Annotated in this window: 21 protein-coding genes; 10 read left to right on the forward strand and 11 right to left on the reverse strand. The window is 61.0% G+C overall.

Annotation, left to right across the window (positions count from 1 at the left end):
* Window position 1 precedes the first annotated feature (1 nt).
* A complete protein-coding gene (gene dgt / locus ACHZCU_RS20420) occupies window positions 2-1333 on the reverse strand; it encodes a dGTP triphosphohydrolase (protein WP_319520331.1) in 1332 nt (443 codons plus the stop codon).
* Window positions 1334-1375: 42 nt separating this feature from the next.
* On the reverse strand, window positions 1376-2008 hold the full coding sequence (locus tag ACHZCU_RS20425) for a J domain-containing protein (protein ID WP_106304540.1): 633 nt from the start codon (window positions 2006-2008) through the stop codon (window positions 1376-1378).
* Window positions 2009-2462: 454 nt separating this feature from the next.
* Here ACHZCU_RS20425 and ACHZCU_RS20430 point away from each other — a divergent pair, with 454 nt between their 5' ends.
* The 5 genes from ACHZCU_RS20430 to ACHZCU_RS20450 all read left to right on the forward strand — a co-directional run bounded on the left by ACHZCU_RS20430 (window position 2463) and on the right by ACHZCU_RS20450 (window position 7746).
* Window positions 2463-3707, forward strand: a complete 1245-nt coding sequence (locus ACHZCU_RS20430) for a glycine betaine/L-proline ABC transporter ATP-binding protein (protein ID WP_106304543.1) — start codon at window positions 2463-2465, stop codon at window positions 3705-3707.
* A gap of 20 nt (window positions 3708-3727) precedes the next feature.
* Window positions 3728-4639 (forward strand): proline/glycine betaine ABC transporter permease, encoded by a 912-nt coding sequence (locus ACHZCU_RS20435; RefSeq protein ID WP_106304546.1) that lies wholly within the window; start codon window positions 3728-3730, stop codon window positions 4637-4639.
* A 113-nt stretch (window positions 4640-4752) separates the two neighbouring features.
* A complete protein-coding gene (proX, locus tag ACHZCU_RS20440; RefSeq protein WP_319520332.1) occupies window positions 4753-5760 on the forward strand; it encodes a glycine betaine/L-proline ABC transporter substrate-binding protein ProX in 1008 nt (335 codons plus the stop codon).
* Window positions 5761-5898: 138 nt separating this feature from the next.
* A complete protein-coding gene (proX, locus tag ACHZCU_RS20445) occupies window positions 5899-6903 on the forward strand; it encodes a glycine betaine/L-proline ABC transporter substrate-binding protein ProX (RefSeq protein ID WP_106304552.1) in 1005 nt (334 codons plus the stop codon).
* A gap of 351 nt (window positions 6904-7254) precedes the next feature.
* Window positions 7255-7746, forward strand: coding sequence for a hemerythrin domain-containing protein (locus tag ACHZCU_RS20450; RefSeq protein ID WP_319520333.1), 492 nt, complete (start codon window positions 7255-7257; stop codon window positions 7744-7746).
* Window positions 7747-7773: 27 nt separating this feature from the next.
* On the opposite strand, the gene ACHZCU_RS20455 is transcribed toward ACHZCU_RS20450, so the two are convergent.
* The 7 genes from ACHZCU_RS20455 to hemN all read right to left on the reverse strand — a co-directional run bounded on the left by ACHZCU_RS20455 (window position 7774) and on the right by hemN (window position 14726).
* Window positions 7774-8700: a lipid A biosynthesis lauroyl acyltransferase gene (locus ACHZCU_RS20455; RefSeq protein ID WP_319520334.1), complete on the reverse strand. Its 927-nt coding sequence runs from the start codon at window positions 8698-8700 to the stop codon at window positions 7774-7776.
* 101 nt (window positions 8701-8801) lie between these two features.
* A complete protein-coding gene (locus ACHZCU_RS20460) occupies window positions 8802-9833 on the reverse strand; it encodes a zinc-binding dehydrogenase (RefSeq protein ID WP_319520335.1) in 1032 nt (343 codons plus the stop codon).
* 66 nt (window positions 9834-9899) lie between these two features.
* Window positions 9900-11183: a beta-ketoacyl-ACP synthase gene (locus tag ACHZCU_RS20465; RefSeq protein WP_319520336.1), complete on the reverse strand. Its 1284-nt coding sequence runs from the start codon at window positions 11181-11183 to the stop codon at window positions 9900-9902.
* A 14-nt stretch (window positions 11184-11197) separates the two neighbouring features.
* Complete coding sequence (locus ACHZCU_RS20470) at window positions 11198-12400, reverse strand: beta-ketoacyl-ACP synthase (RefSeq protein ID WP_319520337.1); 1203 nt, start codon at window positions 12398-12400, stop codon at window positions 11198-11200.
* Between the two features lies 1 nt (window position 12401).
* Window positions 12402-12890 (reverse strand): 3-hydroxyacyl-ACP dehydratase FabZ family protein, encoded by a 489-nt coding sequence (locus tag ACHZCU_RS20475; protein ID WP_319520338.1) that lies wholly within the window; start codon window positions 12888-12890, stop codon window positions 12402-12404.
* 98 nt (window positions 12891-12988) lie between these two features.
* Window positions 12989-13270 carry an acyl carrier protein gene (locus tag ACHZCU_RS20480; protein ID WP_106304575.1) on the reverse strand — a complete coding sequence of 94 codons (282 nt, stop codon included), beginning with the start codon at window positions 13268-13270 and terminating at the stop codon, window positions 12989-12991.
* A gap of 103 nt (window positions 13271-13373) precedes the next feature.
* Window positions 13374-14726: an oxygen-independent coproporphyrinogen III oxidase gene (hemN, locus tag ACHZCU_RS20485; RefSeq protein ID WP_319520339.1), complete on the reverse strand. Its 1353-nt coding sequence runs from the start codon at window positions 14724-14726 to the stop codon at window positions 13374-13376.
* Between the two features lie 197 nt (window positions 14727-14923).
* On the opposite strand from hemN, the gene ACHZCU_RS20490 reads away from it, so the two are divergent.
* Complete coding sequence (locus ACHZCU_RS20490; protein WP_106305188.1) at window positions 14924-15652, forward strand: Crp/Fnr family transcriptional regulator; 729 nt, start codon at window positions 14924-14926, stop codon at window positions 15650-15652.
* A gap of 44 nt (window positions 15653-15696) precedes the next feature.
* Here ACHZCU_RS20490 and ACHZCU_RS20495 read toward each other — a convergent pair whose 3' ends face one another.
* Window positions 15697-16320: a TIGR00730 family Rossman fold protein gene (locus ACHZCU_RS20495; protein WP_319520340.1), complete on the reverse strand. Its 624-nt coding sequence runs from the start codon at window positions 16318-16320 to the stop codon at window positions 15697-15699.
* A 182-nt stretch (window positions 16321-16502) separates the two neighbouring features.
* Here ACHZCU_RS20495 and ACHZCU_RS20500 point away from each other — a divergent pair, with 182 nt between their 5' ends.
* The 4 genes from ACHZCU_RS20500 (at window position 16503) to pssA (ending at window position 21666) form a co-directional block, all read left to right on the forward strand.
* Window positions 16503-17921, forward strand: a complete 1419-nt coding sequence (locus ACHZCU_RS20500; RefSeq protein WP_319520341.1) for a LysM peptidoglycan-binding domain-containing protein — start codon at window positions 16503-16505, stop codon at window positions 17919-17921.
* A gap of 152 nt (window positions 17922-18073) precedes the next feature.
* The gene (locus tag ACHZCU_RS20505) at window positions 18074-19960 is read left to right on the forward strand and encodes an ABC transporter ATP-binding protein/permease (protein WP_319520342.1); all 1887 of its coding nucleotides are present in this window, start codon (window positions 18074-18076) and stop codon (window positions 19958-19960) included.
* A gap of 75 nt (window positions 19961-20035) precedes the next feature.
* Window positions 20036-20776, forward strand: a complete 741-nt coding sequence (locus ACHZCU_RS20510; RefSeq protein ID WP_319520343.1) for a phosphatidylserine decarboxylase — start codon at window positions 20036-20038, stop codon at window positions 20774-20776.
* Window positions 20776-21666: a CDP-diacylglycerol--serine O-phosphatidyltransferase gene (gene pssA, locus ACHZCU_RS20515; RefSeq protein ID WP_106304590.1), complete on the forward strand. Its 891-nt coding sequence runs from the start codon at window positions 20776-20778 to the stop codon at window positions 21664-21666. Before ACHZCU_RS20510 ends, pssA begins: the two co-directional genes overlap by 1 nt.
* A gap of 11 nt (window positions 21667-21677) precedes the next feature.
* Here the strand turns inward: pssA and ACHZCU_RS20520 are convergent, their stop codons facing one another.
* Window positions 21678-22424, reverse strand: a complete 747-nt coding sequence (locus ACHZCU_RS20520) for an SOS response-associated peptidase (RefSeq protein ID WP_319520344.1) — start codon at window positions 22422-22424, stop codon at window positions 21678-21680.
* Window positions 22425-22448 lie beyond the last annotated feature (24 nt).

A 22448-nucleotide genomic window follows, 5' to 3' on the forward strand; every position in this document is an offset into this window, starting at 1 on the left:
ATCAGCCGGAAATGATCCGGTCGATCTTCACGGCATAGCGGTCGGTCATGCCCGAAACATAATCGGCCAGCGTATGAAGCGCGGAATAGGGATCGCGCGCCTGACGCAGATCGATGCCCAGCGCGCGTTGCAGCTGGCGCGGATAGCCGCTGATCCGTTCCGCCTCGAAATCCACTGCCGCCAGCGCCTCGAGCACCGGCAACACGCCGTCGAGGATGCGGTGGACGAGATTGCGGCCCATCACCTCCAGTTCGGTCTTGCGCGGCGAGGTGAAGATGCGTTCGCTGGCAAGCCTGCCGATTTCAGCGAAATTCTCTCTCTGGGCCGATGCCTCGACAAGCCCGGCGGTAAATCTGCCGGTCATGATCGCGTCGTAGTTGGCGCTGAATGCGGCACTGCAATCCTCGAACGCCTTGCTGATGGCCACGGCGCGCAGGAAGGCCATCTTTTCGCCCGGCGTGTCTCCGCGGTCTTCCTGCGGAACAACGCCGGAGACGTCTGCAAGAAGCCCGGCCGCTTCCCGGTAGGACAGATCCCCGGACGTAAAGGCATCTTCCAGATCGAGAATATTGTAGCAGATGTCGTCCGCCGCCTCGACCAGATAGACCAGCGGATGGCGTCGCCACCATGTCGCGGTGTCATCTCCCGCAACCAGACCGGTCTTCGCTGCAACGGTTTCAAGCGCCTCCCGCTCGGTTTCGAAAACACCGAATTTCTTCAGTCCGCTGTCGCGCCCGGCGAGTGTTTTGCGCACCCGCGCCGTCACCGGATATTTGAGGAATGCGGCAAGCGTGGCATGGGTCAGCCGCATGCCGCCGCGCCGGTTCATCTCAAGGCCGGAGAGAATGCGAAAGCCCTGGGCATTGCCCTCAAAGGCCTCGAATTCTTCGGAAAAACACGCCAGCCGGTCGGCAAAAAGCCCCTCGCCCCGGTCGAATTTTTCGGCAAACCACGCACCGATCGCATCTTCACCGGAATGGCCGAAGGGCGGATTGCCGATATCATGCGCCAGACAGGCGGCATGAACGAGACCGGCAACGACGGCCTGACCGCCCTTTCCCACCAGGCCCTGCTCTTCCAGCCACCAACCGACTTCCAGCCCGAGCGAACGGCCGACGCTTGCCGTCTCCACACTGTGGATCAGGCGATGGTGGATATGATCGTTATCATAGAGAGGATGAACCTGCGTCTTGTTGGCAAGCCGCCGGAAGGGAGCGGAAAAACTGATCCGGTCGGCATCCTGATCATAGGCCGGACGCCGCGCCGATTGCTGATGCGATGACTGGAACAGCCGTTCCAGATCCAGCAGTTTTTCCCATTCCATCGCGGCCATGAGATATCCCCTTCTTTCTGCATCAGGCCGCAGCCGGTGGTGTTATTCCGCGGCCTTGTCGTCGGCGCGCGCGGCATCTTCATCGCTGTCGGCGTCGGTCTCGTCGCGCTCCAGCTCGTAGGCATACCCTTCGAGCATGGTATAGGCCTGCTCGATCGCCTCGATCTGCGCTTCGGCATTGCGGATTGCCTCGGCAATCGATTCACTTCGCGCACGCAGCATTGAGCCGAGCACATCGGTGCCCGAACTGTCGCGTTTGCGGCGCCCCAGCCGCGCCATGTGCTTGCGCACGCGGGCACGGTGACGCTCCAGCTCCAGAATGTGAAAGCGGCTTTTCAGAATATCGTCGGAAAGTTTGCGGCGCATCGCCGCCACGGGGTCGAAACTGCCCGGCTCGCGGTCGTCCAGTATCATCTCGTTGACGAGCGGCTCCAGCAGCAGCAGCCCCTTCAGATCCTTCGCGTCTGCAAGCTCGGGATCGTAACCGGTATCGTCAAACACCTTGCGCCGGACAGGATCCTTCAAAAGGTCATAGGACGCCTGCAGGCGGGCAAAGCGCTCCTCGTCGCCGCCGCTGTCGGGATGGGCTTCCTTGGCAAGCCGCCGATAGGCCGCCCGGACGGCCTTCTCGTCGCAATCATGGTCTACGCCAAGCACTTCGTAGGGGTCGATCAAGATGTTACCCGTCTCGCCATGTCTATAAAATCCCCCATGAACTACTCTTACCGCGCCCGCGGTTCAAGACGAAAGCCGTTTATGTATAACCCCGCGCCGCCGGAATTCACCGAAATTGCCCGGTTTCGATAATACCGCCGAACGCCGACATCTCCGTGCCTTGAATTTGACATTGCACCGCCATAATTCTACACAACGGAAGCCGTCAAATCGTTAAACTGACGATATACAAGACGGCCTTGTCGGACTCTGCGGAGTCCTGGGGTATCGCAGACCATTTGCCGGGCGGCCAAGTCGCCCCGCGCTTTCGCTCGAATGCGAGAGTTGTCCCGATGGAAGCGCATGTTGCTGCCGGCGCCCCTTATGCGTGGCCCGCGCGGGTGGCACGCAGGCACAACCGAAGATCGGACGCCTCAGGGATCCTCGTTCCCCTGTTGCCGAATAAGGAAGAGGTATGACTGTCAAACTGACCGCGAAAAATGTGTCCAAGCTTTTCAATGACGACAGCGGCGAAGGGGCACGTCGCCTCGCAGCCGGAGAAAGCAAGGAAGAAATCTTCAAGGCCACCGGTGTTACCGTTGGCATCGACAATGTGAGTTTCGACGTTCAGGAAGGCGAAATCTTCGTCATCATGGGCCTGTCCGGCTCCGGTAAATCCACCATCGTGCGCACGCTGAACGGCCTGATCCCGCCGACATCCGGCTCGATCATGATCGACGATGTCGACGTTGCGACCTGCAGCAAGGAAGCGCTGAGGGATGTTCGAAGGCAGAAAATCACCATGGTTTTCCAGCACTTCGCGCTGTTTCCTCACAAAACGATTATCGACAATGTCGCCTTCGGCCTGAAGCTGAAGGGCATGGACAAGGAAGAGCGCCACAAGCAGGCCCTCGTCTCGCTTGCCAAGGTCGGCCTCGATGCCTATGCCAACAGCTATCCAAGCCAGCTTTCCGGCGGCATGCAGCAGCGTGTGGGCCTTGCCCGCGGGCTGGCCAACGATCCCGAAATCCTGCTGATGGACGAGCCCTTCGGCGCGCTTGATCCGCTGATCCGTCGCGAAATGCAGGACGAACTGATCGTTCTTCAGAAAGAACTGAAGAAAACCATCATCTTCATCACCCATGACCTCAACGAGGCGATGATCCTCGGCGACCGCATCGCCATCATGAAGGACGGCGCTTTCGTTCAGGTGGGCACTGCACAGGAAATCGTATCCGAACCGGCCGACGACTATGTCCGCGCCTTCGTTTCCGATATCGACCGCAGCCGCGTGTTCAAGGTTTCCGACATTTCCAGCGATGCCGCCTGGGTCAAGGTCGACGCCACGGCGCGCGATGCACTTCGCGTCATGGACAAGGCCAAGACCGACCTCGCCTATGTGGTCGAGCGCGGCGTTCCCGTGGGCCTGCTGATGCGCTCCGACGCCATGGAATGTCCACGTGAGACCCCGGTGCGCGAAGCCATGTTTGCTGAGCCGCCGACCGTTTCGGAGGAAGCCTATCTCAACGAGGTCTATTCGGCCGCCCAGGGCGGTGTCCCGATGGCCGTGACCAATGATGACGGCAAGCTCGTCGGCGTCGTCTCCCAGGACGATATCTTCGAACAGCTTGCTGCGGATCCGGAAGAGCCGTCCGCCGAGGGTGAAGAGACAGACGAGCAGAAACAGAAACCGGCTGCAGACCAGCCGGCCTCGGAATAAGCCGACAGGAGACCAGAGATTTGCTAGATCCATCGCAGTATTTCACGATCCCGTTCGACACGTGGGTCAACGACTTCGTCCGCGGCTTCCTCGTTCCCAATTTCCGGCCGTTCTTCCGCGCGCTTCAGGTGCCGGTCAATCAGGTGCTGATGGCACTCGACACCTTCCTGGCATGGATACCGATGCTGGCAATGGCCGTCATTTTCGCGCTTCTTGCATGGCGCATCGTCGGCAAGACCATGGCGATCGTTACCATTCTGGGTTTTCTTTTCGTTGATCTGATCGGGCTTTGGCCGGAGACGATGACAACGCTGGCCATGATCCTGACATCGGTGTTCTTCTGCACCATCATCGGCGTGCCTGTGGGCATTCTAGTGGCCCGCAGCGATACGCTCTGGCGCATCGTCCGGCCGATCCTCGATGTGATGCAGACTGTTCCAAGTTTCGTCTATCTTGTTCCGATCGTTATGCTTTTCGGTGTCGGCATGGCACCGGGCATCATCGCGACCATCATTTTCGCGCTGCCGCCGATCATCCGCATGACCAATCTCGGCATCCGCAATGTGCGCACCGATCTGATCGAGGCCTCCGAGGCTTTCGGCGCGACCTATTCGCAAACGCTGATCGAGGTTCAGCTGCCGCTGGCCATGCGCACCATCATGGCGGGGTTGAATCAGACGCTGATGCTCGCCATGTCGATGGTTGTCATCGCAGCGCTGATCGGCGCGGGCGGCCTCGGACAGGTCGTCAATACCGGCCTCGGCCGGCTGGATGTTGGCGGCGCGACCGCCGGCGGCGTCGGCATCGTGGTTCTGGCCATCGTGCTCGACCGCATCACCCAGGGCCTCGTAGAGCCTTCCGATCCCAACCGGATGACGTTCCGTCAGGCGTTGGGAACTCTCTTCAGCGGCCAGAAGACGGCCGCCGATTAAGCACGGGGGCGGCCCGACGGCCGCTTTCCAGGGATCTCCGATCCCGTAGCCAAGGCGCCCTGCCCGCCACCGGCAGGCGGCGCGCCGCAACACGTAGAAACGGAGAAACACTCATGACCAACAACCTCAGCAAGCTTACCGCTGCCCTGATGATCGGCGCGGCCAGCCTTGTACCGGCCACCGCGGCATTTGCGCAGGAACCCGGTGACGGCAAGACCATCAAGATGGCCCAGGCCGACTGGGACACCGGCTGGTTCCAGGCTGAAATCTACAAGCAGATGTTTGAAGACCTCGGCTATTCCGTGACCGGCCCGATGACGCTCGGCGCTTCGGCCTTCTATCAGGCCGTGTCGCAGGGCGACGTCGACCTCTGGGTCAACGGCTGGTTCCCGCTGCACAGGACCTATGAATCGACCTTCGAAGGCAAGGCCAAGGTTGACGGCGCAGTTGCCAAGGGCGGCGCGCTTCAAGGTTACCTCGTCGACAAGGCGGCTATCGAAGAGTTTGACATCAAGACGCTCGACGACTTCAAGCGCGACGAAGTCAAGGAAGCCTTCGACCGCAATGGCGACGGCAAGGCCGATCTGGTCGCCTGCCCGCCGGGCTGGGGCTGCGAACTGACGATCTCGCAGCACATGGAAGACTTTGATCTGGGTGACGATATCAACCCGATCAAGGCCGGCTACTCCGCCTCCATGGCCGATGCGATCGCCGCTTACCAGAACGGCGAGCACATCCTGTTCTACACCTGGACGCCGAACTGGACCGTTGACCAGCTCGCCCCCGGCAAGGACGTGATGTGGATTGAAGTGCCGCAGAAGGAAGGCGTTGACCTGCCGGCCCCGGCCGAAGGTCTCGACACCTGCGTCGCCGATCCGTGCTACATGGGCTTTGTCGCCAACGACATCGTTCCGGTCGTCAATGACGAGTTCCTCGCCGACAACCCGGCTGTCGATGCCCTCCTGAAGGAAGTATCGATCCCGCTGCCGGATATCTTCGCGCAGAACTCGGCCATGAACGATGGCGATGACGACGTTCAGGCCCAGGCCGCCAAGTGGATCGAGGACAATCAGGACCAGGTCAACACCTGGCTTGAAAACGCTCGCGCTGCTGCCAACTGATAGCAGCTGAAACGAGGCCGGAAGGACGGTTTGGCCGCCTTCCGGCCTTTTTTGTTATCCGGTGGCAGCACTTTGCGGCGCCCGCCCCTGCCGCCGGTCATATCCGACAAGAATACAGTTCCATCAAACGAGATTTTCATGAAGACAATGCTTCACACGCTGGCCCTGACAGCCATGGTCGGCGCCGCCGGCCTTGTTCCGGCAACGGCCAGCGCACAGGAACCCGGCAACGGCACCACCATCAAGATGGCACGCGCCAGCTGGGACAGCGGCTGGTTTCAGGCCGAAATCTATACCAAACTGTTCGAAGAACTCGGTTACAATGTAGAGGGGCCGACGACGCTCGACGTACCGCCATTCTATCAGGCGGTCATGCAGGGCGACGTCGACCTCTGGGTCAATGGCTGGTTCCCCGCGCAGGACACCTACAAGCCGGTCATGGAAGACCAGGCCGAGGTCATCGGCACGGTCGTCGACCGCGGCGCGTTGCAGGGCTACATGGTCGACAAGGCGGCCGTTGAGGAATTCGGCATCGAATCGCTCGCCGATTTCGCGCGTCCCGAGGTTCGCGAGGCCTTCGACCGCAATGGCGACGGCAAGGCCGACCTCGTCTCCTGCCCGCCCGGCTGGCTGTGCGAACGCGTGATCGTCGAACAGCTCGAGGATTTCGGCCTGGATGACGACATCGCCACGACCACGGCCGGCTACAACGCCGCCATGGCCGACACGATCGCCAGCTACAATGCCGGCGAACATGTGCTCTACTACGCCTGGACACCGAACTGGACCGGCTACGAGCTGAAAGCCGGCGAGGACGTGATGTGGATCCCGGTCCCGCAGGTCGAAGGTGTCGAGACGGTTCCGCCGGCCGAAGGGCTGGAAACCTGCGTCGCCGATCCCTGCTACATGGGCTTTCCGCCGAACGACATTCAGCCGGTCGCGCGCAAGGACCTGCTTGAGGCCAATCCGGCAATCGAATCGATCCTGACGACCGTCTCGATCCCCCTCGATGACATTTTCGCGCAGAACGCCGCGATGATCGAAGGCGACGACGATATCGAAGCCCAGGCCGACGCCTGGATCGCGGAAAACCGCGACGCAGTCGACGGCTGGCTGGAAACCGCCAGAGCCGCCGCCAACTAAGCGGCAGCACCTCTTGTCAAACCGGAAAGCCCGGCCTTTGTTTTCCAAAGGCCGGGCTTTTTTTTTGCGGCTACAGCGCCTTCTTCCATGTGCGCGTTCGAATTCCAATATCGGCATCGCACCACCGGCCGTGAAAGGCACAAGGCCTCAGAAAGCCTCACCGACCGCTGCCAGCCACGTATCGCCACCGGATGCTTGTCGTCCTTGCCGCGCGACGTCTGCTTGTCAGTCCGGCAGCTGCGCGCCCGGCAGACCGCCGAGTTCGGCCATTCTTGACCTAAGTCAATGAAAGCGACGCGCGTTTGTCGGCAAATGATTAAATAAACCGGTCGATTCAGCAGGGAGGAACGCATGACGGTCGGAACCCTCGCGACTGAATGCTTGGACAATCCATTGAAGCAGAAAATACCTCAGAACCCGCGGACAGCCAGCGGCACCCTCCGGTCGACACACAGGTCGATCCTGCGGTTGTGCGACGCTCTTGAAGCCGTGGCAGACTCCCTGCCTGCCAATGTCAACCGCAACGCCTGTCGGCGATTGGCCGATGACCTGGTCCCGACACTAAAGGACGCCCAGGAGACCGAAGAAATGCAGGTGTTTCCGCAGCTGCGCCACACGGCGGCCGGTCCGCAAGCAGCCGGCGAAGTGCTGGACCGCCTGACATACGAGCATTTCGAAGATCTGTGTTTTGCCGAAGAGGTGACGGAAACACTCAAACGGCTTTCATCTGGCGATGTGGTCAACACCGAAGCCGTCGGCTACATGCTGCGCGGCCTGTTCGGCGCCCTGCGGCGCCATATTGCGCTTGAGCAAGAGCTGGTGGCCAACCGCCTGCAACCGTGAAGACGACAACCATGAAGACGCTGGCCGCTATCGCTTCCGGCGGCTCCAGCGATCATGATACCAGAGCCATTGCTCGGGATATTCGCGCACCCAGGCTTCAACCTTGTCGTTGAGCGCCTGTGCGGTTGCCGGCACATCCACGCTTCCCGCCGGTGTCATCGGAACCGGCATCTCCTCTTCAAGCACCAGCCGGAAACGGTTGTTCGGCAGCCGGATGCAGCGCGCGGGAAACACGGGGCAACCGAACTGACGCGCCAGCTTGGCCAGCAGCGGATTGGTGCGCACATCCTGGCCGAAATACTGCGAGGTCATGCCGCGCTTGAATTTCTGGTCGACGAGCACGCCGACGCCCCTGCCCGCCTCCAGCGCATTGGCAAGCGCGAAAGCCGAGCCTGCATGCGAGGGAACCAGCTCGCCCATGCGCTTGCGGCGGAAGCGGAACACCTTCTTGGCGATATAGGGATTGTTCGGCGGTCGGAACAGCACGGTCACATTCAGGCCGAACGAGGCGGCCGCCACCGGCAGAAGCTCGAAATTGGCCGTGTGGGCCGTGAACACGATGAACGGCTTGTCACGCGCCAGCAGTTCCATGAAGCGCTCGACGCCCTCGACCTCGACCCGACCGGAATCGGGCTTTTCCGGGTCGAAATCAAAGATTTCGTCGAGAAATACATATTCGGCGGCAAGGCGTCCGATATGCCCCCAGCTGGCCAGCGCAATCCGCTGGATTTCCGCTTCGTCCATGTCGGGAAAGGCCCGGTGCAGATTTTCCAGCACCAGCTTGTGACGGCCGGTCAGCGGGCCGATCTTGCGCATTGCCCAATCGGCAAAGCGGATCGAGCCATCAGCCGGAAACAGCTTGAGAACCGAAAGCAGGCCAAAGACCAGATGCGCCACCAGCCATTGCTGAAACTGGCGGGTTTTGAGAACGATGCGGGTGATGAGGGATTTCACGAAATCAGATCCAGATTGACTGCGGGCAGCACGTTTGCCGCCGCGCTGCCAGCCTTTTAACGGCGATTTCCGTTTGCGCCAAGCGCTGAGACGATGAAAGCTCAGTCGCCGATTTCGAGCACAATCTTTCCGAAGACCTGGCGGCTTTCCATCCGTTCCAGCGCCTTGTCGATACCGTCGAAATCAACCAGCGTATCGATGACCGGATGAACGATCCCCTGCGCCATCTTCTGCATGGCATCGGCCATGTTTTCCATGCGGCAGCCAAACGAACCGAAGAATTTCAGCTGCTGCTGGAAAAGCATCATCAGATTGACGTTGGTGGAAACGCCCGACGTCGATCCGCAGGTCACGAGCCGGCCGCCGCGTTTCATCGACAGCATCGAGCCCGCCCAGGTATCCGCGCCGACATGTTCGAAGACGACATCGACGCCCTTCTTCCTGGTGATCTTGCGCACCACGCCTTCAAAGCGGTCCTCGCGGTAATTGATCACATGGTCGGCGCCGAGCGCGCGGGCCTTTTCCATCTTGTCGGCCGAGCCGACCGTGGTGATCACGGTGCAGCCCATCTTCTTGGCCAGCTGGATGGCCGCCGAACCGATGCCCGAACCACCGGCATGAACGAGAATGCTCTCACCCGGCTGAAGCTTCGCATTGTCGAACAGCATGTGCTCGACCGTGCCGAACGTGACCGGCGCAAGCGCTGCGGCAATCGCATCCACGCCGGGCGGCGCAACGACAAGCTGGCGGGCGGGAATATTGATCCGGTCCTGGGCAAAACCATCGAGATGAAAGCCATGCACGCCGCCGACATGTTCGCACAGATTGTCCCTGCCCTCGCGACAGGCCTTGCAATGGCCGCACACCCGTGCGCCGAAGATCGAAACCAGCTGCCCGGGCAGAACATTGGCCACGCCGGGGCCGATGGCCTCGACAATGCCGGAGGCTTCCGCGCCGATCGTCAGCGGCAGCTTGCGCTTGGCAAAGGCCATGCCACGCCAGCCCCAGACATCGATGTGGTTGAGCGCGACCGCCTTCGGCCTCAGCGTCACCTCTCCCGGTCCGGGCGCTTCCGGTTCGGCGACGTCCCGAATTTCGATCTTGCGGTCATCCGTCAGCTGCAATGCGCGCATTGGTCATTCCTTCGCAGTCTCGTCAAAGGCAGCATAACCTGCCCCAAAAAACCGACGCGTCCGCCCTCAGGACGGCTCGCGCGTCATCACCAGGCAGGCATTCTGCCCGCCGAAACCGAACGAGTTGGACAGCACGGAGGACACCGATGCCTCCCGGCTGGTGTTCGGCACCACGTCGAGCTCGATCAGCGGATCGGGATTGACGTAGTTGATGGTCGGCGGCAGCACGCCCGTCAGCATGGTCTGCAGCGAGAATACCGCTTCGACCGCACCCGCCGCCGTCAGCGTGTGGCCGATCATCGACTTGTTCGATGACAGCGGGATGGAGGGCATCTTCTCTTCGCCGAAAACAGCCTTGAGCGCGGAATACTCCATCTTGTCGTTTTCCGGCGTCGAGGTGCCATGGGCGTTGATGTAATCAAGCTCGTCGATACCGAGCCCCGCATCCTCAAGGGCCGCGCGGATGGTCGCAATCGCCGGGCCGCCGTCAGGCGAAGACCGGGTGCGGTGGAAATGATCCGCCTTTTCGCCGCAGCCACGAACGATCCCGTAAACCGTGGCGCCGCGGGCATGGGCGGCTTCCAGCGATTCCAGAATGAGCGTCGCTGCCCCTTCCGCGATCACGAAACCGTCGCGATCCTTGCTGAACGGCTTGGACGCCTTTTCAGGCGGATCGTTCTGGGTCGAAAGCGCCGACAGCAGCGAGAAGCGCACCAGCGCCTCGGCCGTCACGGAGCCATCGGTGGCCACGGTCATCGCCTTGTCGGTGCGGCCCTGGCGAATGGCTTCGACACCGAGCTGGATTGCCGTGGCGCCGGAGGCGCAGGCCGTCGACAGCGTGACCGGAAGGCCGCGTGTACCGAACCGGTCGGCGATCCGCTCCGAAATCGAACCAAACATGACGGCTTCGTGGAAGGCCGGATCGGCCTTTTCGCGCATGGCCGCCAGGAAACGGACATAGACGTCGTTGTCTTCCTGCGGCGGCGGTGCGCGGTCGCCCAGATCAAAACGCATCGACCATTCCGGCTCCACCGGCGGGGCGGCCAGAAACAGCGGCGCATCGAAATCACCGGAAAGCCCGGCCATTTCGAGGGCTTCCTCGATCGTCGCCTCGGCAAACGCGTAGGAGCGCGCCACCGGGTTGGGTTCGGAGGGGATGAAATCCACCGTGCCGGCAATCCGCGTCGGCAGATGGTCGGTGGGAAAGCGCGAAATCGCGTGAATGCCGGAAACGCCGCCGGTCAGCCGCGACCAGTTGTTCTGAAGGCCGCGACCGAGCGAGGTCACGACGCCCATTCCCGTTACCGCGACAAGCGGACGGCCAAGATGATCGGTAAATCTGTTACGCATCTGCCCGTCCTTTCTCAGTTTTCGCCGGCAAGCACGGCAACGCCTTCGCCGCGCTGCAGGCCAACATTGGTCACGGCGATCTTTTGCGCCGGCGCCGTCATCTGTTCTTCGCCTTCATTGAAGACGGGAACCGGGGTCTTGCTGTCGAGCGCCAGTGCGCCAAGCGCAATACCGAGGGGGAAATTGGCTTCCATGGCATGGCCGGTAATGCCGGTGTAACCGCGCAACGGCGTATCCGGGAATGCACCCTTGAGGAAATCCGCCTCGCGCTTCGTCAGTTCGCTCAGACCGGTGGCGCCGGAAAACACCGCCTCGCCGTTTCCGCCCTCAAAGCCTGCATCGGCGAAAAGTCGGCCAAGCCGCTTCTCCAGCCTGCCGTCATCGCGCTTGCCGCGATCACCTTCGACACCGCTAAGCGTCGCGTAGATATGTGCGCCGCGCGCTTCGGCATAGGCACGCGATTCGAGCACCAGGAATGCACCGGCAGAGCCCATGACCATGCCGCCGTCATCTTCGGCCGCGCGGTCCCAAAGCGGTTCCCATTTTCCGCGCGAGAGCGCGTGGACGGCTTCCATCATCAGGAGAATGTCCCGCCGTTCGGCAACATAGGAGGCGCCGACAAGCGTATGCGTCGACTGGCCTGCCAGAATGCGGGCATAGGCGGTGGCCACGGCGGAAATGCCGGCAGCCTCTTCGCCCATGAAGGTGCGCGACGAGCCGGTGACCTTGTGAACGATGGAGATATTGCCCGCGACCAGATTGGCAAGCTGGGCCAGAAACAGCGTCGGACGCAGTTCCGTGGTCAGCTTCTCGTTGAGCAGAATTTCGCGGTCGGAGCGCTCCAGACCTTCATTGACGATCATGGTATCGACGGCAATATCGCGCTCGCCGCCGCCGGCTGCCACGATCATGTCCATTGTCGAACAGACCTCTTCATTGCCCTTCACGCCGGCATCATCGAGCGCAAGACCGGCCGCATAGACACCGAGCCGCTGCCAGTTTTCCATCTGCCGCTGATCGCCGCGTTTCGGGATCTGCTCTTTCCAGTCGATCTCGGGCAGCGGATGCACCGGATACGGCGCGCAGATTTCGCTGTCGATATTGATCTCGGGCGCAGCGCTGCCGGTCAGCATGGCGACATGCGGCGCCTGACCGACACCGAAGCTGGTCACAAGCCCGATACCGGTGACAACGACATCATTGTCCGATTTCGTCATTTCAGGACCTTTCCACGGTCTGGCCGTTTTCGATCGCAGCAAACAAGCCGACTTCTTCGGCCCGTCGCCTGACGATCGGCGCCAGATCATTATCTTCAAAAGAGAGCGTTCTGAATTTCAGCTGCGCGCTGGCAACAGGCTTGCCGCCAGACGCGATCTTCGCCTTGGTCACGGCAAAGCCCGAGCCCTCGTGCTCCAGCGCCGCCTCGATCTCGAGAACGGCATGCGGTGCGACAAAGCTGCGCAGCTTGGCGCTGTCGACCATCATCAGAAACGGCATCGCAGAACAGTTGTTGACACCCAGAAGCATCAGGCCCGAGGCCTGCGCCATGGTTTCGATCAGCAGCACGCCGGGCACAAGCGGCATGCCGGGAAAATGCCCCTCAAAAACAGGGCTTTTCTCCGGCACCGTCGAGCGTGCACAAACCGTGCCGGCGGACAGGTCCACCGACACGACTTCATCGATCATCTGAAAATATTCGAGCAGCATGAATGCCTTCAGCCTCTCCCGCCTGCATCAACATCGGCCAGGAAGCGGACACCAAGGCAGGCACCGAAGCTTGTCCGCATGGAGGGCTGTCCGCGCAATCAGGACTCTTTGGCCGCCCTGAGTTCATCGATCTTGGCGCAGAGATTCTTCAGGATGAAGTACTCATCCGCATCGACCTTGCCCTCGTTGACTTCCTGAGTCCATTTCTCGAGCGGAATCTTGATACCGAATTCCTTGTCGATGGCAAAGACGATATCCAGGAAATCGAGGCTGTCGATACCCAGATCGTCGATCGTGTTGCTTTCCGGCGTAATCTTGTCGCGGTCGATTTCACTCGTTTCCGCAATGATATCGGCAACTTTATCGAATGTAGCGCTCACGCCCTGTACCTCTTCAATCTATCAATTCAGCCCTTCTCATAGGCAAAGATTGGCGAAAAGCCAATGGCCGCAAGGCGTCAGATGATGTTTTTTCGACATTTGATCAGACCGCAGCCGAATGCCGGCCCCGGCCGCCCTCAAGATAGGTATCAAAATGCGCGGCAACAGAGCGGGCAAACGGAAAAGCGTCTTTTTGCAGTCGAAATCCGAAAGCATCGAAGCTGCAGACATCCGGATTCTGCCGCGCATAGGCCCGCGCTTCCTCGATCACAGGCCCGGCCGCCGCGCCGAAACGCGCGCGCAATTCACAGCTTGAAAAGCCATAGGCGCACATCACTTTTTCGATCACGAAACCACGCATCCGGTCTTCATCGTCCAGCGCTATGCCGCGCACGACCGGCAGATCGCCGGCTTCGGCCAGCCGCCGGTATTCGCCGATCGCCGGCATGTTCTGCCAGTAGCCTTGCGGCACCTCGCTGATGGAGGATGCCCCAAGCCCGATCAGCGCATCGGCGCTTTCATCCGTATACCCTTGAAAATTGCGACGCAGCCTGCCGGACTTTGCCGCCCGTGCAAGGCTGTCGCCAGGAAGCGCAAAGTGATCGATGCCGATCTGGTCATATCCCGCATTCGCCAGCAATTCGCCTGCAAGCGTCATTTGCTCGAAACGGGCGGCGGCATCGGGCAGCGCCTCTTCGGGAATCAGCGTCTGGTGTTTTTTCATCCACGGCACATGAGCGTATCCGAAAAGCGCGATCCGGTCCGGACGCAACGATATGATCTGTTCGACCGTGTGCGTGAGCGTTTCGAGGTTCTGATAGGGCAGACCATAAAGCAGATCGCAGTTGACGGAGCGCACGCCCCGCGCCCGCATGGCCGAAATCACCGCGGCCGTCTGTTCGAAGCTTTGCAGACGATTGATGGTCTTCTGCACCTTTTCATCGAAATCCTGCACCCCGAGGCTGGCGCGGGTCACGCCGATATCGGCAAGCGCATCATAGCGCGCGTCATCGAGATCGTTCGGGTCCATCTCGACGCTGATTTCGGCATCCTCGGCAAAATGGAAGGCCGTGCGCAGCCAGCCCATCAGCGCCCGCATGTCGGCGGGCTTCAGCATGGTCGGCGAACCGCCGCCCCAGTGCAGCGCCGTCACCCTGACGTTAGGAGATACAAGCGCCCCGACCGTTTCGATCTCCCGCTTCAGGCTCTCCAGATAGCTGGCAATCGGCGCGTATCGGAGCGTGTGCTTGGTGTGACAGGCACAGAACCAGCACAGACGGTCGCAATAGGGAACGTGGACATAAAGCGAAAGGCTCTGGCCCGCCTCCAGCCCGCGCATCCAGCCGGCGACATCGCCGGCGGAAATGCCGCCGTGGAAATGCGGCGCCGTCGGATAGCTGGTATAGCGCGGAACGGGTCGCGAAAACCGGGTCAGCAATTGCCTGCCTGATGTCATGACGGAAAACCCTCCTTCATTCGGGATAAGATTTTCGTTAACGCCTTGCACTCGCCCCGGCTTTGACTTTAATCAAGAGATACATATGTAGACCGCTGACTTCAGCCGCTAAACGGTTGCGCGCCGTCAAAAGGGCGTCTAGAGCGGAACCGGAAAACAAAGACAGTCATATGACGTGGCTGCAGTTTGGTGAAACCATGGACGAAAAGCCGCATATCACAACTGACGAGGATGTCATACCGCAGGTCTGTCGGGCCTGCGAGGCGCGTCACGGAGGCATCTGCTCGGTTCTGAACGGCTCACAGCTTGCTGCGCTCAACAAGCATTCCGCAAAGCGGACGATCGATCCCGGCACCGAGGTTGTCGGCCAGGGCGAGAACGTCAATACCTATTCGAACATTCTGCGCGGTGTCGTAAAGCTGTCCAAGATGATGGCCGACGGTCGCCAGCAGATCGTCGGACTTCAGTTCGCGCCGGATTTTCTGGGCCGTCCGTTTTCGCGCGAAAGCTCGCTGACGGCCGAGGCTGCCACGACAACCGAGATCTGCGCCTTTCCGCGCGCCGCCGTCGAACGGATGATCGCCGACACGCCCGGGCTGGAACACAAGCTCTACGACCAGTCGCTGAAGGAACTCGACGAGGCGCGTGACTGGATGCTGACGCTCGGACGCAAGACCGCGCGCGAGAAGGTCGCCTCCTTCCTGCATCTGATCGCCACCCATATCGATCCGGAAGCCGATGACGGCTGCACTTTCGATCTGCCGCTGTCGCGCGCCGACATTGCCGACTTCCTCGGCCTGACCATCGAAACGGTCAGCCGTCAGATGACCAAGCTGCGCAAGGAAAAGGTGATTCTGGTGGAAAACAACCGCCACGTCACCGTGCCCGATATCGAACGCCTGAACGAGGCGGCCGGCAACGACTGAGCCAGGCGGTTACCGGAAGGCCCGGCAACCGGCAATCAGGCGAATCAGAGCCGGCTGATGATGTGCTTTTCGCCTTCGTCGTCGCTGTCGCGCTCGGACCACAGGGCCTCGATCGTCGGCACGATTTCATTGACATCGTCGATGAGGCGCGGACGCACCTGATGGCTGGTGTGCAGAAAGCCCTGCTCGCTCATATGGTCGAGCAACTGGATCATCGGGTTCCAGAAACCATCGACATTGCCGAAGATCATCGGCTTGGAGTGGCGGCCGAGCTGGGCCCAAGTCATGATCTCGACGATTTCCTCGAGCGTGCCGATACCGCCCGGCAGGGCAACGAATGCATCGGCGCGTTCGAACATGGTATGCTTGCGCACATGCATGTCCGGCGTGATCATCAGTTCGTCGAGCGCTTCCAGCTGATGGCGGGTTGCCTCCATATCGACAAGGAATTCGGGGATGATGCCGACCACATGGCCGTCATTTTCGAGCATGCCCTCGGCAACGGCCCCCATAATGCCCTTGGTTCCGCCGCCATAGACGAGGCGGTAACCGGCTTTCGCGATTGCAGTGCCCAGCGTCTTGCCGGCGGCCATATAGCTCGCCTCGCCGCCCGGTCTGGACCCGCAATATACACAGATGGATCGAATCGTATCATGTTCGCTGTTCATGGGTTTACTGAACCTCATTTGGCCATTGCCGGTCAAGTTGATTGCAAATCGATCACAATCGGGCGTTTACCCTGTTCACGGTTTCCCGCAAGTGCGAATGAAGACTTGTGTATAAACCTCACTATGACTAGCGTTTTCAGGGAACCGGCACCATGGGCATGGCGCCGTGTCTGGAGTGACGAATGAACAAGAACAACACACGTGTCATCATTGCGGTAATTATCCTCGTGCTCGTTGCGGCCGGCGCCTACTTCATGCTGCGCGACAAGGATGGCGACGTCGCCGAGCGGCAGGATAGCGCACCGGCAACGCAGACGACCGAAAGTGCTGCTCCCGAACCCGACCATCAGCAGGATACCGCCGAAAGCGCAGGCACGACCGCAGACGGCGCAGACGACGAGAACCAGCAAGCCGCGCAACTGCGCATCCCGACATTCGATGTGTTGCGCGTGGAACCCGACGGCACCGCCGTGATTGCGGGTGCTGCCGAACCGCTCGGCGTTCTCGACGTCAAGGAAGACGACACTGTTCTCGCCTCCTCCGAAGTCACCGACACCGGCGATTTCGTCGCCATTGTGGAAACGCCGCTGACACCGGGCGACCACCTGCTCTATCTCAACGTCACCATGCCCGACGGACGCAGCGCGCGTTCGCAGCAAACGGCAACGGTCTCGATCCCGGAAGATGACAGCGGCGAGCTTCTGGCGCTAATCACCGAACCCGGCAAGGCTTCGGAAATCATCTCCGCGCCGGAACTGCAATCTTCGCTTCCCGACGATACGCTCGTGGCCACGACACCGACGTCCGGCGAAGACGAAGAAGCCACTGCGACCGGCGCCGGAAGTCAGGGCAACGTCTCCGGCGAAACATCCGACGATGACCGACAGGACACCGACTTGCCGGCCGTCAACGTTGAAACGTCCGGCGAAGGCAACGGCGCGCAGAAAACGACGGAACAGGAGCCTGCAGCCGACCGCGAGCCCGTCGATGCGACCGTCAGCATCAAGGCCGTGGAGATTGAGGACAATATGCTGTTCATTGCCGGCGAAGGCGCGCCGGACGCGATCATTCGCGGCTATATCGATGACGCATTTCTCAGCGATGGCGCTGTCAACACTGATGGAAATTATGTGCTTGAGGCGGAGACTGACGTTTCGGTCGGCGTTCACACCATCCGGGTCGACATGCTGGACGAAAACAATCGGGTGATCGCCCGTGCAATCGTGCCGTTCGACCGGCCGCCGGGCGACCAGATTGCCGCGGTTTCCGCCGACAGCGCCGGCACCAGCGCAGCACAGACCGACGGAACGCAGACATTCACGCAACCGCAGCTTCAGGGCAGCGACAATGCCGTCATCATCCGCCGCGGCGACAATCTCTGGCGGATTTCGCGCCGGGTCTACGGACGCGGCGTGCGCTACACCACGATCTACCTTGCCAACGAGACCCAGATCCTCAATCCGGACCTCATCTTGCCGGGTCAGGTCTTCTCGCTGCCCGGCCAGCCGCTGCCCGACAGCGAGGCGGAAACCATCCACCGCCGCCTGCTGGAAGGCATGCCGGTGGGACCGGAATATCAGCTTCCGCCGGAGGACCGGTAAGGTGTGAGGGGCTGCCACACGGCCCCTCGCCATTGCAATCGGCTGCAATCAGCCTTATCTGGCGATCCAAAGCCGCGCGTCTTGCGTTGTTTTCCCGACCCTGAACACATTTACAATGGCTCGGCCGATCGGCCTTGAGCCGAAGGATGATCATGGCAGAAGGCCAGAGAACCGTATCAGCGGATTCCGCCAATCCGTTTCACACAATCATCAACCTGTGGCCGTATATCTGGCCATCGGCCCGCCCGGACCTCAAGCGGCGTGTTGTCTACGCGACAATCGCGCTGGTTATCGCCAAGCTCATACTTCTGCTCGTGCCCTACTCCTTCAAATGGGTCACCAATGCGCTGACGGGCGAACTCGAGATCAACACAATTCTGCCGGCCTTCCTGTTTGGCGCAGTCACGCTGGTGTTGTTCTACAATCTGGCGCGCATCGGCCAGCTCGGCTTCAACCAGCTGCGCGACGCACTGTTTGCCAGCGTAGGCCAATATGCCGTGCGCCAGCTGGCCTACCGGGTCTTCGTGCATATGCACCAGCTGGCGCTGCGCTTTCACCTTTCGCGCAAGACCGGCGGTCTTTCGCGCATCATCGAGCGCGGCACCAAGGGCATCGAGACGATTGTGCGTTTCACGATCCTGGCCACCCTGCCGACGGTGCTGGAATTCCTGCTGGTCGCCATCATCTTCTGGTGGGGTTATGGCTTCGACTATCTGGCGATTACGGCCGTCACCGTCGTGCTTTATGTCTGGTTCACGATCAAGGCCAGCGACTGGCGCATCGCCATTCGCCGCGAGATGAATGACAGCGACACCGATGCCAACACCAAGGCAATCGACTCGCTGCTGAACTACGAAACCGTCAAATATTTCGGCAATGAAGACATGGAAGCCTGTCGCTACGACAGTTCTATGGCCAAGTACGAGGTCGCAGCAACGCGCATCTGGACCTCGCTTGGCTGGCTGAACTTCGGTCAGGGCCTGATCTTCGGCGCCGGCATGACGCTGATGATGGTGCTGTCGGCGCTTGCCGTCAAAAACGGCACGCAGACGATCGGCGATTTCGTGTTCGTCAATGCCATGCTGATCCAGCTCGCCATTCCGCTGAATTTCATCGGTTCGGTCTATCGCGAAATCCGTCAGGGGCTGACCGATATCGAGGAAATGTTCAACATCCTCGAAGTCGATCCGGAAATCACCGACAAGCCCGATGCCGAGGACCTGCAGATCCGCCAGGGCGCGATAGCCTTCAAGGACGTGCACTTCGCCTATGACCCGGCGCGGCCGATCCTGAAGGGGATTTCCTTCGAAGTGCCCGCCGGCAAGACGGTTGCCATCGTCGGGCCGACCGGTGCGGGCAAGTCGACGATTTCCCGTCTGCTGTTCCGCTTCTACGATGTCAATGAGGGCGCGATCACCATTGACGGGCAGGATCTGCGTGAGGTGCGCCAGCACAGCCTCAGGGAAGCCATCGGCATGGTGCCGCAGGATACCGTGCTGTTCAACGACACGATCGCCTACAACATCCGCTATGGTCGGACATCGGCGACCGACGAAGAGGTCAACGCGGCAGCGGAACTGGCACAGGTCGGAGACTTCATCCGTCAGCTTCCCGAAGGTTTCGACACCCAGGTCGGCGAACGCGGGCTGAAGCTGTCGGGTGGCGAAAAACAGCGCGTCGCCATTGCCCGCACCATCCTGAAAGCGCCGCCGATCCTCCTTCTCGACGAGGCGACATCGGCGCTCGATACCCAGACCGAGCGGGAAATCCAGGCCGCCCTCGACGTGGTTTCGAAAAACCGCACGACGGTCGTCATTGCCCACCGGCTTTCCACCGTCATCGGCGCCGACGAGATTATCGTGCTCAAGCGCGGCGAGATCGCCGAGCGCGGCACCCATGGCGATCTGCTGGCCCAAAACGGGCTTTATGCACAGATGTGGGAACGCCAGCGCGAAGCCACCCTTGCCGAGGAGCATCTGCGCGAGGTCCGCGAAAGCGACGATATGGGCGTGATCATGCGGCTCGATCCGGCCAATTGAGGCAAATGCCGCTGCGGCCGGAGAATCATTTTCAACTCACATTGGAACCTGTAAGGTTTTCAAACGTCAAACATATTGGCGGCGGAACACAAGCAGCCCCGGGAGCCCGATAACCATATGACCGTTTTCGATTCGATCAGGAAGGCCATGGTGCCCATCCACAAGGAGGGTTATCCCTTCATCGCGATCTTCCTTGTCGCAACGCTCATTCTCGGCTGGATCGCCGATCCGCTGTTCTGGATCGGCCTTTTTGCCACACTCTGGTGCGCCTATTTCTTCCGCGATCCCGAACGCGTCGTTCCCCAGGATGACGACATCGTCATCAGCCCCGCCGATGGCCGCGTTTCCTCCATCAGCGAGGAAATTCCGCCGCAGGAAATGGGCCTGGGAAGCGAACCGATGCTCAGGATCTGCGTGTTCATGAACGTGTTCAACTGCCATGTGAACCGCGCGCCGATGGCGGGCACGGTTCGCGGCATCCATTACCGGCCGGGCAAGTTCTTCAATGCCGAACTCGACAAGGCGAGCGAAGACAACGAACGCAACGGCGTGGTGCTCGACACCGCCCACGGCGCCATTGGCGTTGTCCAGATCGCCGGTCTCGTCGCCCGCCGGATCGTCTGCTTTGCGGAAAACGGCGATGTCGTTGACGCGGGCGAGCGCTTCGGCCTGATCCGTTTCGGCTCCAGGCTCGACGTCTATCTGCCCGCCGGCACCACGCCGCGGGTTGCCGTCGGCCAGACGGCGACGGCCGGTGAGACCGTGCTGGCTGTTTTCGGTGATTTCGAACTGCCCGTTGCCGGACGGCGGATCTGATGGCCGACAGTGATAACGAAACGCCGCTTTCAACGCGACCGAAACCCGCCCCGGATCAATCCGGGCGCGGACCGCGCTTAAGGGAAATTCCGCTTCGCCTGATCATCCCCAATCTGGTCACGGTGCTTGCCATCTGCGCCGGGCTTTCCGGCATCCGGCAGGCAATCGAGGGAAAGTTTCCCGAAGCCGTGATGATGCTGCTGATCGCCGCGTTTCTGGACGGCGTCGACGGCAGACTGGCGCGCCTTTTGAAGGCGTCGTCGAAATTCGGCGAGCAGATGGATTCGCTGGCCGACATCGTCAATTTCGGCATCGCCCCGGCGCTGGTTTCCTACATCTACCTGCTGGACGATGCCGGCACGCCCGGCTGGATTGCCGCCCTGCTTTATGCCATTGCCGCAGCCCTTCGGCTGGCGCGCTTCAACGTGATGGCCGACCGCAAGCGCAAGGCAAGCTGGCAGGGTGAGTATTTCGTCGGCGTGCCTGCGCCGGCCGGCGCCATCATCGTGCTGTTGCCGGTCTATCTCGGCTTTCTCGGCATGCAGTCGAACCGCGGCATCGCGCTTGCCTGCTCGCTTTATACCGTCCTCATCGGCTTTCTGCTGATCAGCCGCCTGCCGGTCTGGTCGGGAAAGAGCCTCGGCCTCAATGTCCGCCGCGAATTCGCGCTGCCGATGATGCTGCTTGCGGTGCTCTCCGTCGCCCTGCTCGTTGCCTATACATGGCATGTGATGATTGCAGGCTCTGCCCTTTACCTGGCAGCCCTTCCGCTGGGTGCGCGCGCCTGGCACTCCAAATACGGCACGCTGGTGATGGAAGAGGATGATGATGTGGATGACGAGGACGACCCCGAACATCCGCGCAAGAACCGCCTCGACCTCGATATCTGAGCAGATGGACCTCAGAAAAGGTCCATCTGCTCATCCGATCCTGCTTCAGGCGCGTCCGGCAAAAGCGCCGGACCGATCGGCGCGATCAGGTCCGCACCGAGATTGCGGGCATTGCTGACGGCCTTTGAAACCGGAAAGGCCTCGAAGAAATCGTCAGGCGGCGGCCGCAGCAGATCGGCGACATGACGCGGCTCAAGGGTGCGGCAATCGAGCCAGCGCTCGAAATCATCGGGCATGATGACCACGGGCGACCGCTCGTGCAGTTTCGCGACCACGCCGCTTGCAGCCGTGGTCAGGATGGTTCCGGTATCAAGTTCGGTTCCGTCGGCGCCCTGCCAGGGCGACATCAGCCCGGCAAGGGCAATCAGCCCACCATGACGCGGACGGATCCAGTAAGGCTGCGCCGTGTCCTTGCCGCCGGTCCTGCGCCATTCGAAAAAGCCGCTTGCCGGCACCAGAGCCCTGAAATGACGCATGGCGCCGCGAAAGGCCGGTTTTTCCGCAGCGCTTTCCGAGCGGGCATTGAACAGCAGCGGAAAGTCGCGACCATCCTTCACCCAGGCCGGAATCAGGCCCCAGCGCGCCAGCATGGCTACCCGCCCCTCACCGCCGCCGGTCAGTTCCGAGGCGTTGATCACCATCAGGATCGGCTGCGAGGGCGCAATATTGTAGCGCGGCGGAAATGAATCGATCGCCGTCAGATCGAAGGCTTCCGCCGTTGCATCAGGGGTTGTTATCAGGCCGAAACGTCCGCACATTACCCATAGATTTCATCTTGCGCG

The organism is uncultured Martelella sp. (assembly GCF_963677965.2).
GTDB classification, from domain to species: Bacteria; Pseudomonadota; Alphaproteobacteria; order Rhizobiales; family Rhizobiaceae; genus Martelella; species Martelella mangrovi.